The organism is Isoptericola halotolerans, assembly GCF_013149785.1.
Classification (GTDB): Bacteria; Actinomycetota; Actinomycetes; order Actinomycetales; family Cellulomonadaceae; genus Isoptericola; species Isoptericola halotolerans.
The window spans coordinates 938956-952908 of sequence record NZ_JABEZU010000001.1 but is presented as its reverse complement, the minus strand read 5'-3'; the positions used below and the strand labels follow the sequence as shown (position 1 = coordinate 952908).

At 73.6% G+C, this 13953-nt stretch carries 13 protein-coding genes; 5 read left to right on the top strand and 8 right to left on the bottom strand.

Features of this window, described 5'->3' with window-relative positions:
* Positions 1-3 precede the first annotated feature (3 nt).
* A complete protein-coding gene (pcrA, locus tag HDG69_RS04575; protein WP_171782544.1) occupies positions 4-2706 on the bottom strand; it encodes a DNA helicase PcrA in 2703 nt (900 codons plus the stop codon).
* 97 nt (positions 2707-2803) lie between these two features.
* Here pcrA and HDG69_RS04570 point away from each other — a divergent pair, with 97 nt between their 5' ends.
* Positions 2804-4408, top strand: a complete 1605-nt coding sequence (locus tag HDG69_RS04570; RefSeq protein WP_171782543.1) for a DUF389 domain-containing protein — start codon at positions 2804-2806, stop codon at positions 4406-4408.
* Positions 4409-4417: 9 nt separating this feature from the next.
* Here HDG69_RS04570 and HDG69_RS04565 read toward each other — a convergent pair whose 3' ends face one another.
* Genes HDG69_RS04565 through HDG69_RS04555 form a run of 3 tightly spaced genes read right to left on the bottom strand, consistent with a single transcriptional unit; the run spans position 4418 to position 5790 of the window.
* On the bottom strand, positions 4418-4858 hold the full coding sequence (locus tag HDG69_RS04565; RefSeq protein ID WP_171782542.1) for a GNAT family N-acetyltransferase: 441 nt from the start codon (positions 4856-4858) through the stop codon (positions 4418-4420).
* 37 nt (positions 4859-4895) lie between these two features.
* Positions 4896-5378: a DUF456 family protein gene (locus tag HDG69_RS04560; RefSeq protein WP_171782541.1), complete on the bottom strand. Its 483-nt coding sequence runs from the start codon at positions 5376-5378 to the stop codon at positions 4896-4898.
* 40 nt (positions 5379-5418) lie between these two features.
* Positions 5419-5790, bottom strand: coding sequence for a hypothetical protein (locus HDG69_RS04555; protein WP_171782540.1), 372 nt, complete (start codon positions 5788-5790; stop codon positions 5419-5421).
* A gap of 372 nt (positions 5791-6162) precedes the next feature.
* Between HDG69_RS04555 and HDG69_RS04550 the strand changes: the two genes are divergently transcribed.
* The 4 genes from HDG69_RS04550 to HDG69_RS04535 are packed head-to-tail and all read left to right on the top strand — an operon-like array spanning position 6163 to position 10839.
* A complete protein-coding gene (locus tag HDG69_RS04550) occupies positions 6163-7905 on the top strand; it encodes a nitrite/sulfite reductase (protein ID WP_171782539.1) in 1743 nt (580 codons plus the stop codon).
* Complete coding sequence (locus tag HDG69_RS04545; RefSeq protein ID WP_171782538.1) at positions 7902-8786, top strand: phosphoadenylyl-sulfate reductase; 885 nt, start codon at positions 7902-7904, stop codon at positions 8784-8786. The genes HDG69_RS04550 and HDG69_RS04545 overlap by 4 nt, the downstream gene beginning before the upstream one ends.
* 28 nt (positions 8787-8814) lie before the next feature.
* The gene (cobA, locus tag HDG69_RS04540; RefSeq protein ID WP_343036250.1) at positions 8815-10074 is read left to right on the top strand and encodes a uroporphyrinogen-III C-methyltransferase; all 1260 of its coding nucleotides are present in this window, start codon (positions 8815-8817) and stop codon (positions 10072-10074) included.
* A gap of 57 nt (positions 10075-10131) precedes the next feature.
* Positions 10132-10839, top strand: coding sequence for a sirohydrochlorin chelatase (locus HDG69_RS04535; protein WP_171782536.1), 708 nt, complete (start codon positions 10132-10134; stop codon positions 10837-10839).
* Positions 10840-10846: 7 nt separating this feature from the next.
* Here the strand turns inward: HDG69_RS04535 and HDG69_RS04530 are convergent, their stop codons facing one another.
* Genes HDG69_RS04530 through HDG69_RS04515 form a run of 4 tightly spaced genes read right to left on the bottom strand, consistent with a single transcriptional unit; the run spans position 10847 to position 13841 of the window.
* Entirely contained in the window at positions 10847-11221 is a 375-nt protein-coding gene (locus tag HDG69_RS04530; RefSeq protein WP_171782535.1) for a hypothetical protein, read from the bottom strand.
* Positions 11218-11769, bottom strand: a complete 552-nt coding sequence (locus tag HDG69_RS04525; RefSeq protein ID WP_171782534.1) for an STM3941 family protein — start codon at positions 11767-11769, stop codon at positions 11218-11220. The genes HDG69_RS04530 and HDG69_RS04525 overlap by 4 nt, the downstream gene beginning before the upstream one ends.
* 60 nt (positions 11770-11829) lie before the next feature.
* The gene (locus HDG69_RS04520; RefSeq protein ID WP_216645306.1) at positions 11830-12444 is read right to left on the bottom strand and encodes a LuxR C-terminal-related transcriptional regulator; all 615 of its coding nucleotides are present in this window, start codon (positions 12442-12444) and stop codon (positions 11830-11832) included.
* A 41-nt stretch (positions 12445-12485) separates the two neighbouring features.
* Positions 12486-13841: an ATP-binding protein gene (locus tag HDG69_RS04515; protein ID WP_343036249.1), complete on the bottom strand. Its 1356-nt coding sequence runs from the start codon at positions 13839-13841 to the stop codon at positions 12486-12488.
* Positions 13842-13953: the final 112 nt, after the last annotated feature.

Below are 13953 nucleotides of genomic sequence, written 5' to 3'. Positions count from 1 at the left end.
ACGTCAGAGCCTCGTGACCGGGCTGAACCGCAGCAGCAGCCGCTTCGTGCCGTCCGCGCCGAAGTCGATCTTCGCCACCGCGTTGTGGCCCGCACCCTCGAGCGAGACGACGGTGCCGAGGCCGTAGGCGTCGTGGGTCACCTTGTCCCCCAGGCTCAGCGACGGGATGTCGGCGTCCCGACGCGGGGTGGCCGACCCGAAGCCCGGTACACCACCATCCGACGCTCCCGACGGCGCGCCGGTGCGGGCCGTCTTCTCCCGCCGCTCGCCCCAGGACGACCCCGTCTGACCCGTCGAGCCGGACGATCCTCCACGGCCCGCGCCGGCTCGCCCCCCGCCGGGCGCGCCCCAGGCGGAGCCGCCGCGGCGCAGCGTCTGGGTGGCGGACTCGGCCCGCCGCCAGTCCCACAGCTCCGCGGGGATCTCGTCGAGGAACCGCGAGGGTGGGAACTCGTTCGCCATCCCCCAGGCCGAGCGGGTCCCCGCGCGCGAGATGTACAGCCGCTCGCGTGCCCGCGTGATCCCCACGTAGGCGAGGCGCCGCTCCTCCGCGAGCTCGGCGTCGTCGTGCAGGGAGCGCATGTGCGGGAACGTCCCGTCCTCCATGCCCGTGAGGAACACGACGGGGAACTCCAGGCCCTTGGCGGTGTGCAGGGTCATCAGGGTGACCACGCCCTGGTCCACGGCGGGGGCGTCGTCGTGCTCGTGCTCGGCGGCACCGTCGGCGACGTCCTCGTCGGGGATCTGGTCGGCGTCGGCCACCAGGGACACGCGCTCCAGGAAGTCCGCGAGGTCGCCCTCGGGATCCAGCTCCGCGAACTCCGCGGCCACCGCGTGCAGCTCGGCCAGGTTCTCGACCCGCGAGGCGTCCTGCGGGTCGTCGCTCGCGCGCAGCTCGGCCAGGTAGCCGGTGCGATCCAGCACCGCACCGAGGATCTCCGCCGGAGCGGCCCCGCCGTCCACGAGCGCGCGCAGCTCCCCCATCATCGCGGCGAAGACCCGCAGCGGCTTGAGCGAACGCGTCGTCATCCCAGGGATCTCGTCGACACGGTCCAGCGCCGCACCGAACGAGATGCGCTCGGCGGCCGCGAACCCGGCGACGAGCGACTCCGCCCGGTCCCCCAGCCCGCGCTTGGGCACGTTGAGCACGCGGCGCAGGCTGACGTCGTCGTCGGGGTTGGCCAGGGCCCGCAGGTAGGCGACGGCGTCCTTGACCTCCTTGCGCTCGTAGAACCGCGTACCGCCGACCACCTTGTAGGGCAGCCCGACGCGGATCAGCACCTCCTCCAACGCCCGCGACTGGGCGTTCGTGCGGTAGAAGATCGCGACGTCGCCCGGCCGCACGCCCTCGTCGTCACCGAGCCGGTCGATCTCCTGGGCGACGAAACGCGCCTCGTGGTGCTCGTCGTCCGCGACGTAGCCGACGATCTTCGCACCGGCGCCGGCATCGGTCCACAGACGCTTCGGCTTGCGACCCGGGTTGCGCGAGATGACCTCGTTGGCGGCCGTCAGGATGTTCTGGGTGGAGCGGTAGTTCTGCTCCAGCAGGATCGTGGTGGCGTCCGGGTAGTCCTCCTCGAACTCCACGATGTTGCGGATGGTCGCACCCCGGAACGCGTAGATCGACTGGTCCGCGTCGCCCACGACGGTGAGCTCGGCCGGGTCGAGGCCGGCCGGGTCGTCCTGCCCACCGACGCCGGTGTCACGGGGCGCCCCGCCCGCGGGGCTCGCGAGCTCGCTCCTCGCGGGGACGCCGGTCAGCTCGCGCACCAGCACGTACTGCGCGTGGTTCGTGTCCTGGTACTCGTCGACCATGACGTGCCGGAACCGGCGTCGGTAGTGCTCCGCCACGGCCGGGAAGGCCTGCAGCAGGTTGACCGTGGTCATGATGATGTCGTCGAAGTCCAGCGCGTTCGCCTGAGCCAGTCGAGCCTGGTAGCGGCGGTAGACGTCGGCGAGCACCGCGTCGAACTGCGCCGCCCCCGCGTCGGCAAGGCCTCCGCCGGCCAGGGCCCGCTCCCGCCACCCGTCCGCCGTCACGTCGCCGCCCGCCCGCTCGGCGTACGTCTCGGGGTCGATCAGCTCGTTCTTCAGATCGCTGATCTTGTTCGCGAGCGAGCGCGCCGGGTACTTCTTCGTGTCCAGGTCGAGCTCGCGGCAGACCAGCGTGATGAGCCGCTGGGAGTCCGCGGCGTCGTAGATGGAAAAGCTGGACCGCAGGCCGAGGGTCGTGGCCTCGCGGCGCAGGATCCGCACGCACGCCGAGTGGAAGGTCGACACCCACATGCGGCTCGCCGCCGGGCCCACGAGCTGACCGACGCGCTCGCGCATCTCCGCAGCGGCCTTGTTCGTGAAGGTGATCGCCAGGATCTGACCCGGGTGCGCACGGCGCGTGGCCAGCAGGTGGGCGATCCGGTGGGTGAGCACCCGCGTCTTCCCGGAGCCGGCTCCCGCGACGATGAGCAGCGGTGACCCGGCGTGCACGACGGCGGCACGCTGGTTCGGGTTGAGGCCGTCCAGCAGCGCCTCGACCGCGGCGTCCGCCGCGGACCCGCGCGCGTCGCCCCGCTCCTTCGCCGCGGGCTGCGCCCACGCCGGGGCGTCGTCGTCGTCCCACCGCGGCGCGGTGCGGGGCAGGCGGGCGGTGTCGTCGGACGGCGGTGCGTCGAAGCCGGGCAGCGAGAGGCTGTCGAAGAGGGAGGTCATCGTGGACCAAGCCTAGGCGCCGGCGCCGACATCGACGGAACCCCGGCATGCCGGCTCCCAGGGTGCCGGACCGCCGGTGCTCCGCTACGGTCACGCCATGGATCCCGTGGCCCGCGGCGCCGACCTGCTGCGGAACCCTTCCCGCCTGGCCAACCCGGCCACGGTCGGAGGCGCGGTCGCCGTCGCGGTGGGCCTCGTGCTCGTCCTCGTCCCGGCGATCTCCGTCGACCTGGCCGAGACCGTCGTCGGCATCGGGCTGGTCGTCTCGGGCGGCAACGACCTGTGGACCGCCGTCGGACGCCGCGGCGCACGGGCGACGGCGCGCGCGGCAGCCCTGCTGCGGGGGCTGGCCTCGGTGGCCCTCGCCGCCGTCTTCCTGCTCTCGTTCCGCGACGCCCTCGAGGCGACGCTGCTCCTCGGTGGGATCTACCTGCTGTTCCGCAGCCTCGTGACCCTGGTGCTCGCGCTGTTCAGCCGGGACCGGGACCGCCGGGCACCGCGGTTCGCCGGCGGCGGCGTGGGGCTCGTCCTGGGCGCGCTGGTCATCGCCGTGCCGGACGTGGTCGTGGACTGGTTCACGGTCTCGCTCGGGCTCGCCGCCCTGGCCGGCGGAGCGGTGACCCTCGTCTACGGCTACCGGGTCGCGGCAGGTATCACGCCGGCACCCAGCGGTGCCTACCCGTCCCTGACGGAGCTGCTGTGGTGGTGGGTGGAGCACGTGGACGTCGGGACCCGGCGTCGCACCCTCCTGGCGGAGCAGCTCTATCTCGAGCGACCCGAGCGGGCGGCGAAGCAGGTGGCCTGGTGGTCGATGCTCGTGCTGAGCGTGTGCATCGCCACCCTCGCCGTCCTGCAGGACTCGACGGCCGTGGTCATCGGGGCGATGCTCGTCGCACCGCTGATGACGCCGATCCTCGGGCTCGCCGCGGCGCTGGTGAGCGGTTGGCCACGACGGGCGATCGGCTCGCTGCTGCTCATCGTGGCCGGGGCGACCGCCGCCGTCGTCATCGCCTACGCCATCGCCTCGTGGGTGCCCGCCGTCGTCCCCTTCGACACCAACAGCCAGATCACCTCGCGGGTGAACCCGACGCTGCTCGACATGCTCGTCGCGATAGCCGCCGGGGCGGCCGGCGCGTTCGCGACGGTCGACCGCCGCGTCGCCCCCTCGATCGCCGGGGTCGCCATCGCCGTCGCCCTGGTCCCCCCGTTATCGGTGGTGGGGGTCGCCCTCGCGGCGTCGCACCCCGGCGACGCCGCCGGCGCGCTCCTGCTGTTCTCGACGAACTTCGTCTCGATCGTGCTGTCTGCCTCGGTCGTCTTCGTCCTGGCAGGTCTGGCCAACCCCCAACGGCTGCGCCAGGGGGGACGGCGGGTGCTGCTCACCCTGACACCGTTCGTCGCGGCCGCGCTGATCATCCTGGTCCCGCTGCTCCTGACGACCGGCGGGCTGCTGACCACCTCCGCGGACGGACGCGAGGCCCAGGCGACGGTGAGCGACTGGCTCGGCGACGACTCGGCGCTCGGCCTGACGAACGTCGACGTCGGCGCGGCCACCGTCGTCGTCGAGCTGGCGGGCCCGTCGGAGGACCTGCCACCGCTCGACGACCTGCAGTCGGCGCTCGACGACGCGCTCGACGGGTCGTACGCGCTCGAGGTCGTGGTCACCCCCGTGGTGACGCAGCGGCTGCCCGCGGCAGGCTGAGCCCGCCGGTCAGCGCTGCAGTCGCATCGGGGTGTGGGGGATGTCGTCCTCGAGGTACTCCGGCCCGTCGGGAGCGAAGCCGAACGTCGCGTACCAGCCCACGAGCGGCGACTGCGCGCCCAGCACCACGTCCGACGACGGCGCCGCCTGCGTCGCGGCGTCGACGGCGGCGCGCATCAGCTCACCGGACGCCCCGCTCCCCCGCACGTCCGGGTGGCACACCACGCGACCGATGCGCTGGACGTCGCCGTCGTCGAGGACCCGGGCCGTGCCGACGACGCGGTCGTCGTCGACGAGGACGACGTGCCGGGTGCCGGGCTCGAGGTCACGGTCGTCGAGGTCGGGGTAGGCGCACCGCTGCTCGACGACGAAGACGTCCTGGCGCAGCCGCCAGATGCCGAACGCGGTCCGGGGGTCGAGGGCGTCGAGGGGCCGGGTGAGGATCTGCACGGCCCCATGGTCGCACCCGTCGCCGTGCCCGCAGGTGTCAGGTCAGGAACAGCCCGGCCACCCAGGTGAGCGTCGCCGCCAGCCCTCCGAGGAGCTGGATCCCGATGGTGATGGCTGTCGCCTGCAGCGCGGCCACGGTCGCCCGCCACGCAGCCCGGCCGTCCCGCCGGCGCAGGTACTCCATGACGAGCACAGCGGCGGTGAAGAAGAGGAAGAGCCCGATCACCGGGACCACGAAGAAGCCCACCACCGCGGCCAGACCGCCGACGGCGAGGGTCGACCAGGGCACCTCGGCGCGGCGCATGTGCCGTCCTGCCAGGAGCCACTGACCCGTCTCCGCGACGACGATCAGCAACGCGGCCACCGCGAAGCAGACCCAGGCGGTCGTGCCACCCGTGACCCAGGCCCACACGAGCACGGAGCCGAGCACGAGGGCGTTGCCGGGCAGGATCTGGACGATGATGCCGACCAGCCCCACGGCGATCGCGAGACCGACGAGGACCTCGCCGAGAGCGCTCACCGGACCCGCCCGCCTCGCGGGGGCGCCAGGTCGGGGCGGGTCACCAGAAGACGGCGACGATGATGTTGATCACCACGAGCACGCCGAGGCTGTGCTTCAGGGCGGGCGCGACGGCACCGGTGCCGTTGTCCGCCTTGCTGCCCTGGCGCTTGGCCACGAACGCCAGCACCGCGACGACGAGGGCGACGACCAGCTTCACGCCGATCTTGGCCATGTCGGGGCCGTCGTCGCCCCAGACACCGCCCATCTCCGCGACGCCGACCATCAGCACACCCGCGACCAGCGCCGTCGCCGCGCCGTGGAAGACCCCGCGGTACAGGCCCGGGCTGCGCAGGGAAGCGAGGTAGCCCCCCAGGACGATGGCCCATCCGATGAAGTGCAGCACGGTGAGAACGTTGTAGAGGAACTCCATGACGACAGCCTATCGGCGGCGCACCGCCTGTCGGGCCACCGCCGAAGACCCCCGACCGTCTCACTCCGTGGCGCCGGTCCCAGCATGCGGACGAGGGGTTTCGCGCACTGGGCATCCCGGGTTAGATTCCTCGGTATGACCACGGCCGCGTCCCGCTCCCTCACGACCACCCGTCGTGACATGTCGGCGCGCCCCTGCCTGCGTACGCGCATGTGCAGCTGTCAGTGCTCCTGTCGCTGATCGCGCCCCACCTCAGCCCCCCACCGCACCTGCGGACCTGAGCATCGGCGCGCGCCGTCGGTCTCGGCCCACCCCTGCTGAGCCTTCGTCGTCGCGCGTCCCGCCCCCCGAGGACCCGAGGAACCCCCCAGGATGACGACGCAGACCACCCCCGCCGAACAGGCCTCCGACGCTGCCGCCGCACGCTCCGAGCGCCCGGCCCGGCCCGCACGCGCCGCGCGGCCGAACGGCCAGTGGAAGATCGACGGCAAGACCCCGCTGAACCACAACGAGGAGTTCAAGCAGGAGTCCGACTCCCTCGCCGTGCGCGAGCGGATCGAGAACATCTACGCCCACGAGGGCTTCGACTCCATCCCCGGTGACGACCTGCACGGACGTTTCCGCTGGTGGGGGCTGTACACGCAGCGCAAGCCGGGCATCGACGGCGGCCGCACCGCCACCCTGGAGCCGCACGAGCTCGAGGACCGCTACTTCATGCTCCGCGTGCGCACCGACGGGCAGGCCCTCGACGCGAACGCACTGCGCGTGCTCGGCGAGATCTCGGCCGACTTCGCCCGGGGCAGCGCCGACATCACCGACCGGCAGAACATCCAGTACCACTGGATCGAGGTCGAGAGCATGCCGGAGATCTGGCGCCGCCTCGACGCCGTGAACCTCGAGACGACGACGGCGTGCGGCGACTCTCCCCGTCCGTTCCTCGGCAGCCCCGTGGCCGGCGTCGCGGCGGACGAGATCCTCGACCCGACGCCGGTCATCCTCGAGATCAAGAAGCGCTACATCGGCGACCCGGACCTGGCCAACCTGCCCCGCAAGTTCAAGACGGCGATCACGGGGCACCCCAGCCTGGACGTCGTGCACGAGATCAACGACATCTCGCTCGTCGGCGTCCGTCACCCCGAGCTCGGTGCGGGCTTCGACCTGTGGGTCGGCGGCGGGCTGTCGACGAACCCCCGGCTCGGCGAACGCCTCGGGGTGTTCGTCACCGCCGAGCAGGCGCCCGACGTCTGGCACGGGGTCGTCCAGATCTTCCGCGACTACGGGTACCGCCGCCTGCGGAACAAGGCACGCCTGAAGTTCCTCCTCAAGGACTGGGGCACCGAGAAGTTCAGGGAAGTTCTCCAGTCTGAGTACCTCGGCTACGAGCTCCCGGACGGCCCCGCGCCGGCACCGGCCACCCGCCCGGGCGACCACGTGGGCGTCCACGAGCAGAAGGACGGGCGGTTCTACGTCGGGGCCGCTCCCGTCGTCGGCCGCGTCGGCGGCGGCACGCTGACGGGCCTGGCCGACCTGGTCGAGAAGGTCGGCGCGGAGGCCGCCCGACTGACCGCCCACCAGAAGGTCGTCATCCTCGGCGTCCCGGCGGACCGCGTGGACGAGCTGGTCGAGGGCCTGGAGCCGCTCGGCCTGACGGCCCGGCCCAGCCTGTTCCGGCGATCCACGATCGCCTGCACCGGCATCGAGTACTGCAAGCTGGCGATCGTGGAGACCAAGGACACGGCAGCCCGGGTCATCGGCGAGCTCGAGGACCGGCTCGGCGACGTCGAGGCGCGCCTGGGCCGGCCCATCTCCCTCAACGTCAACGGCTGCCCCAACTCGTGCGCCCGGATCCAGACGGCGGACATCGGCCTCAAGGGCCAGATCATCACGGTCGACGGCGAGCAGGTGCCGGGGTTCCAGGTGCACCTGGGCGGCGGCCTCGTCGAGAAGGGACGCGACACCGCCGAGCTGGGCCGCACGGTGCGCGGGCTCAAGGTGCCGTCCACCGACCTGGCCGACTACGTCGAACGGGTCGTGCGTCGCTACGAGTCGGACCGGGACGGTACCGAGACGTTCGCCCAGTGGGCGCACCGGGCCGACGAGGAGGCGCTGCAGTGACGGCCGTCTCGGTCGCCCTCGGGGTGGGCCCGAACGCCACCGGCGCACCCGCGGGGGCCAGCTCCTCGCTGGCCGGCGCCGCCGAGGCGGCCAAGCGCCGCGCGGCCGAGCGGGAGCAGTCCCGCGCTCGGCGACGTGCCCGTGTCGACGGCCGCGAGCGTCGCCGTCGCTCGGACGCCGAGCTGAGCCAGATCGCCGCCCGCGGGCGGCGCGAGCTGGGCGGGTCCGGGATCGGATCGCCGGACGAGGCGAGCGCGCACGACGTCATCGCGTGGGCCGTCGAGCAGTTCGGCGACTCCCTCGCGGTCGCGTCCTCCATGACCGACTCCGTGCTGTCCGCGCTCGTCAGCGAGCAGCTGCCCTGGGTGGACGTCCTGTTCGGCGACACCGGCTACCACTTCGCGGAGACGCTGGGCACCCGCGACGCGGTCGCGCACCAGCTCGACGTGACGATCGTCGACGTCCGTCCGCGGCTCAGCGTCGCGCAGCAGGCCGAGGCCTACGGCCCCGACCTGTTCGCCCGGGACCCCGAGGCCTGCTGCCGGATCCGCAAGGTCGAACCCATGAGGGACATCCTCTCCGGCTACGAGGCCTGGGCCACGGGCGTCCGCCGTGCCGACTCCGGCTCGCGTGCCTCGGCCGAGCTGGTCTCGTGGGACGCGTCGAACAACCTGGTGAAGATCAACCCCATCGCCGCCTGGTCGGACGACGAGCTGGTCGGCTACGCGCTGGCCCACGGGCTCACGGTCAACCCGCTCCTGAACGACGGGTACCCGTCGATCGGCTGCGAGCCCTGCACCCGTCGTGTCGCCCCGGGCGAGGACGCCCGTGCCGGTCGTTGGTCCGGTGCGGACAAGTCCGAGTGCGGCCTGCACATCTGAGCCGTCCGAGCCTGCGAGGATCAGCGTCGTGAGCGACCTCTACCCCCTCGGCCTGCGCGTGCACGGCCGGCTCGTCGTCGTCGTCGGCGGCGGGCCGGTCGCCGCACGCCGGGTCCGTGGCCTGCTCGACGCCGGCGCCCGGGTGCGCGTCGTGGCCCCCGCGCTGAGCGAGGGCCTCGCCGCGCTCGTCGCGGACGGCACCGTCGAGCACCGGCCCCGCGGCTACACGGTCGGTGACCTCGACGGCGCCTGGCTGGTCCACACCGCGACCGGTGACCCGGCCGTGGACACCGCCGTGGCCGCCGACGCCGAGGCAGCGCGGACGTTCTGCGTCGTCGCCTCCGACGCAGCGGCCGCCTCGGCGTGGGTGCCGGCGGTCACCCGGCTCGAGGACGTGACCGTCGCGGTCCACGCCGGCCGGGACCCCCGCCGCGCCGTGCGCCTCCGGGACGCGGTCGCCGCGTCCCTGGCGGCCGGCGAGCTGCCGCTGCGGCGCGTCCGCGCACGGCTCGACGACTCCCGGGGTGAGGACGGCGGCACCCGCCCCGGCCGGGTCGCCCTGGTCGGTGGTGGGCCCGGCGCGCCGGGACTGGTCACCGGCCGCGGGCGCCGGCTCCTGGCGAGCGCCGACGTCGTCGTCGTGGACCGGCTCGGACCGCGGTCGCTGCTGACGACGCTCGCGGACGACGTCGAGGTGATCGACGTGGGCAAGGCGTCCGGCAACCACCCGGTACCGCAGGAGCGCATCAACGAGCTCCTGGTCGAGCACGCCCGGGCCGGCCGGGACGTGGTGCGGCTCAAGGGCGGCGACCCGTACGTGTTCGGCCGTGGCGGCGAGGAGGTCGCCGCCTGCCGCGCGGCGGGCGTCGAGGTCGAGGTGGTGCCCGGCGTGACGTCCGCGGTCTCGGTGCCCGCCGCCGTCGGCATCCCCGTGACGCACCGTGGCGTGGCCGCCGGGTTCAGCGTGCTGACGGCCCACGAGGCCCTGGACGACGTCCCCGGCGGGACGGATCACACGCTGGTGCTGCTCATGGGCGTCACCCGGCTGGCGCGGACGGCCGAGGCGCTGGTCTCGGCCGGTCGCCCCGCCGAGACCCCGGTCGCCGTGGTGGAGGACGGGTACGGCCCGCGGCAGCGCGTCACGCTCGGGACCCTGGCGACCATCGCCGGGCGTGCCGCCGCAGCCGGGGTGCAGCCCCCGGCGGTCACCGTGGTGGGCGACGTCGTGCGCCTGTGCCCCGACTGGGAACCTCACGCCGCCGGGCACGACGCCGTGAGCACGTCGTGACCGGGCGTCACACGGGTGTCACCCCCGCGAACGCTTTCGCCGCGTAGCGTGGCGGACATGACCGCACCGACCCTCCTCGCGATCTCGCACGGCACCTCCTCGCCCGTGGGCGCGGGCGCCGTCGCCACCCTGGTCGACGCCGTCGCCGACCGCCTCGCCGGCGAGGCGCCGGTGCACGCCGGGTTCGTCGACGTGCAGCAGCCCGACGTCCCCACCTGCCTCGACGGGCTCCGCGACGGGCGCACCGTCATCGTGCCGCTGCTGCTGTCCGCCGGGTTCCACGTCCACGTCGACCTGCGCGAGGACGTCGACGCGGCGCTGGCCCAGGGCCGCGACGTGACCCTCGCCGGAGCGCTCGGCCCGGACCCGCGGCTCGTCGACCTCCTCGAGCGCCGGCTCACCGAGGCCGGCCTCGCCGACGGTGACGTCATCGTCCTCGCCGCCGCCGGCTCCTCCGACGACCGCGCGGTGGCCGACTGCGAACGCATGGGGACGTCGCTCGCCGAGCGCACCGGGCACCCGGTGAGCGTGGGCTACATCGCCAACGCCACCCCGCGGGTGCCCGACGTCGTCGCGGCCGTGCGAGCCGAGCATCCCGGTACCCGCGTGGTCACCGCGAGCTACCTCATCGCGCCCGGCTACTTCCAGACGCTGGCGGAGAAGGCCGGCGGCGACGTCACCACCGGCCCGCTGCTGCTGCCCGACGCCGCCGCACCCGACGAGATGGTCGACGTGGTCGTCGAGCGCTACCGCACCGCCCGCTGACCGTCGCCTACGACGACGTCAGGACCAGGCCGAGGACGTGCACGACCAGGCCGAGGACGAGCACGCCGACGGGCACCGTGCCCGCGACGAGCGGCACCCACCAGATGGGCTGCCGACGTCGGAGCCGGACGATCAGCCAGACGAGCGCACCGACGAGCACGACCCAGGGGAAGATCGCGAAGAACCCCATGACCGCCTCGATGTCCAGGGCGTCGCAGGCCTCGACCGAGTCGTCCGAGCAGCCGAAACCGACGAGCGCCCACCACAAGTACCCGCCGTAGCTGAGCACCACGGCGAGGACCGCCTGCCCGCCGAACAGCACCCACCCGGCGACCCGATCACCCGTCGGAGGTCGGTCGACCTCCTCGACGCCCTGCGTCACGATCCCTCGGTCTCAGCGGTGTGGGCCCGCCGGTAGACCTCGACGGCCGCGCCGAGCTCCTCGACACCGGTACCGAAGTTCCGGACCGCGACGGTCACCGGCGTGCCGGCCAGCTTCCGGTTGGCGCGAGCCAGTGCACGGGTCTTCGCCGGGAACCGTTCGAGGAGGCCGTCCTCGTCCTCGACGTGGACGCCCAGCATCGGCTGACCGCTGACGGTGACCGCGGACAGCTCGGTGATCTCCTGCCAGGCGATCGTCGGGTGACCCTCGATGTGCAGCCCGGCATCGTCGAGCCTGACCTCGGCCTGCTGGACGAAGGCCTGCCGCAGCAGCACCCAGACGGCGTAGAGCGACAGCATCACGACGACGACGCCGAAGACCCGGGTCGCGACGGGCTCCTCGCCGACGGCCATCACCAGGCCGACCAGCACACCGACCAGCGCGGCCAGCGCCAGCAGGAACGCCCGCACGCGTCGCGTCCTGAGCACCATCGGCCGGGACGGGTCCACCACGGCGAGGGCGTCCTCGGGCAGCTGATCGTGGGTCATCGGGGTCCTCTCGTCGCGTCGCAGTCTGCGATGCTACGCCAGCGCGCGCCCAGCCCCCGCTCAGAGCAGCCGGCGCGCCGCCGCCCAGCGCGTGAGCTCGTTGCGGTTGGACAGCTGCAGCTTGCGCAGCACCGCGGACACGTGGGTCTCGACCGTCTTGACCGAGATGAACAGCTCCCCGGCCACCTCCCGATAGGTGTAGCCCCGGGCGATGAGCCGCATGACCTCCTGCTCACGCTTCGAGAGCCGGTCGAGCTCGTCGTCGGCCACCGCGACGTCGCCGGCCGCCGTGCCGAACGCGTCCAGGACGAACCCGGCCAACCGTGGCGAGAACACCGCGTCGTCCGCTGCCACCCGGACGACCGCTCCCGAGAGGTCCGCCGCCGAGATGTTCTTCGTGACGTACCCTCGCGCTCCGGCGCGGATCACCGAGACCACGTCCTCGGCGGCGTCGGACACCGACAGCGCCAGGAACCGCGTCCCGGACAGCAGGTCCGCGCACCGGCGCACCACCTCCGCGCCTCCCCCGCCGTTCCCCCCGGGCAGGTGCACGTCCAGCAGCACGACCGGAGGCTTCTCGGCGTGCACCACGGCGACGGCCTCGTCGACGTCGGCGGCCTCGCCGACCACCCGGACCCGTCCGTCGAGGCTCGCCCGCACCCCGGTACGGAACATGTGGTGGTCGTCCACGAGGACGACGGGGACAGGGGTCTCGCTCACGGGTGGGCTCCTTCGTCACGGGGCGTGCTCTGCGGGTCGGTCGTGGCCGGCAGGTCGGGGGGCGGCGCGGCGGACGGTACGGGACCGCTCGGCGGCGTGGTCGCGCTGTGCTCCTGGTCGGCACCGCGCGGCACGGACAGCCGCACCTCGGTCCCCCAGCCGGGACGGCTGACGACCTCGGCGGTGCCGTGGCGCCGCCGGACCCGTCCCAGGATGGACTCGCGCACCCCGAACCGGTCCAGGGCGATGTCGTCGAGGTCGAAGCCGTCGCCACGGTCCCGGACGAAGACCTCGGCGGCGCTGTCGGTCACCTCCAGGTAGACGGTCACGGGCGGGGCGCCGTGCACGACGGCGTTGACCAGCGCCTCCCGGGTCGCCTGCAGCAGGGCGGTGGTCGTCGCGGTGGGCGCGCAGTCCCCGACCGCGACGAGCTCGACCTCCGCCGCACGGCCGTCCTCCACCTCACCGACCAGGTCCCGCAGCTCGGTGGCCAACGACGTCCCGGGCGCCTGCCGGTCGTCGTAGAGCCACTCGCGCAGCTCTCGCTCCTGCGCCCGTGCCATGCGGGCGACCTCGTCGCCGTCGTGCGCGCGAGCCCGGATCAGGGCCAAGGTCTGCAGCACGGAGTCGTGCAGGTGGGCGGCGATGTCGGCACGCTCGGCCTCCCGCTCACGGGCTGCACGCTCGTCGCCGAGCTCCCGCACGAGCCGCAGCCACCAGGGGGCCAGCACCAGTGCCACGCCGACGAGCACGGCCAGCGACGCCAGGGCGACGGTCAGCAGCTCACGTGGCGGGGTGCCCTGCACGAAGAGCAGCAGCACGCCTGCCGTCACCAGCACCAGGCCACCGATCAGGCGCAGCAGCGTGCTGGAGCGCGAGGGCGCCGCACCGGTCTCGCGGGACCGCTGGACGGCGTCGAGCTGGCTCCATGCCAGCCCCGCACCCCCTGCGACGACGAGCAGCGGCAACCACATGGTGGGCAGGTCCCAGCCGGACCGCAGGGCGACCAGGAGCGCGGCGAGGACGAGGAGCGTCACCCCGATCGCGACGTCGCGCCGTGACAGCCCGGCGACCGGGCCGCTGCGCCGCAGCCGCGGGGCCAGCCGAGCGAGCGCTGCCGGGCGGGTCTCGTGCGCGACGTCGTGCGGGTCGCCCGCCGGGACGGTGAGCCACCAGAAGACGTAGAGCGCGACACCGACACCGCTGAGGAGCGCGAGCACCACCATCACCAGGCGGACCAGCCGGACCGGGACGTCCAGGTGCACCGCCACCCCGGCGCAGACACCACCGAGCCACCGCCCCTGGCGGGGGCGGCGCAGCGGCAGCCGCACGGGAGCGTCGATCGTCGTCACCCCCTGATCGTGGCACGTCCGGGAACCCTCCGGAGCGGAACCCGGGGTTCCCGAGGAGGTGATCAGGGTCAGGTCAGGGGGACACCCGATGGTTCCGCACCCGGGCGAGGAC

What these genes read in the sequence shown, in the direction of transcription:
- HDG69_RS04525 (WP_171782534.1), bottom strand. Translation starts at nt 11,769, where the DNA reads ATGACCCACGATCAGCTGCCCGAGGACGCCCTCGCCGTGGTGGACCCG.
- HDG69_RS04550 (WP_171782539.1), top strand. Translation starts at nt 6,163, where the DNA reads ATGACGACGCAGACCACCCCCGCCGAACAGGCCTCCGACGCTGCCGCC.
- HDG69_RS04535 (WP_171782536.1), top strand. Translation starts at nt 10,132, where the DNA reads ATGACCGCACCGACCCTCCTCGCGATCTCGCACGGCACCTCCTCGCCC.
- HDG69_RS04570 (WP_171782543.1), top strand. Translation starts at nt 2,804, where the DNA reads ATGGATCCCGTGGCCCGCGGCGCCGACCTGCTGCGGAACCCTTCCCGC.
- pcrA (WP_171782544.1), bottom strand. Translation starts at nt 2,706, where the DNA reads ATGACCTCCCTCTTCGACAGCCTCTCGCTGCCCGGCTTCGACGCACCG.
- HDG69_RS04555 (WP_171782540.1), bottom strand. Translation starts at nt 5,790, where the DNA reads ATGGAGTTCCTCTACAACGTTCTCACCGTGCTGCACTTCATCGGATGG.
- HDG69_RS04520 (WP_216645306.1), bottom strand. Translation starts at nt 12,444, where the DNA reads ATGTTCCGTACCGGGGTGCGGGCGAGCCTCGACGGACGGGTCCGGGTG.